Origin of the sequence: Vibrio sp. 1641 (assembly GCF_033339995.1) — a bacterium.
Lineage (GTDB): Bacteria > Pseudomonadota > Gammaproteobacteria > Enterobacterales > Vibrionaceae > Vibrio > Vibrio alginolyticus.
The window spans coordinates 1-559 of sequence record NZ_JAWOVP010000411.1 but is presented as its reverse complement, the minus strand read 5'-3'; the positions used below and the strand labels follow the sequence as shown (position 1 = coordinate 559).

The 559-nt window shown below is 39.5% G+C and carries 1 protein-coding gene; it reads left to right on the top strand.

Annotation, left to right across the window (positions count from 1 at the left end):
* Nucleotides 1-378 precede the first annotated feature (378 nt).
* The coding region (locus R7Z47_RS26275; RefSeq protein WP_318130955.1) for a hypothetical protein at nt 379-559 on the top strand (181 nt) is incomplete at its 3' end.

Genomic DNA, 559 nt, shown 5'->3' with positions numbered 1-559 from the left:
GAGTGTAGGTGAGTGAAGTGATTTTGATTTCAAAGTTAAAGCCCGGCTTTTCGGTTTCTCACGTTAAAACTCAAAGTTAGAATGTTCAAAATTATGAGTTAATTCAGCTTTTTAGCGTCTGGTTTTGGTTTGCAAAGGTAAGTCGAGTTAAGCTCTTGGTATCGCAAACTTAACCCTTTGAGTCTTAAACATAACAAGGCGTTTAAGAGGGATTCATGCCGCGTGGCATTTTTGGTATGCGGTTGGTTTTGGTGGTGAAAGTGGTCTGCGGAAGCTTGGTTTATGCGGCATTCACCCCTTAACGCGGCGTTAGGCTTCCTCTGCAATAAGAATCTGATAGAATATCGAAAATATTGGATTATATAGTTAGGAAAAAGTATGAACCTAGGTATTGTACTAGCAGTGAGCGATTACGGTAACCCTCAAAACGACCTACCAGGTTGCGATGCTGATGGACAAGCGATATCAACAATCTTAAAACTGGATGATAAGTTTAATGACCTACTTGTTTTATCAGAGAATACTACTAGTGCTAATGTCAAAACCCATCTCATAGAAT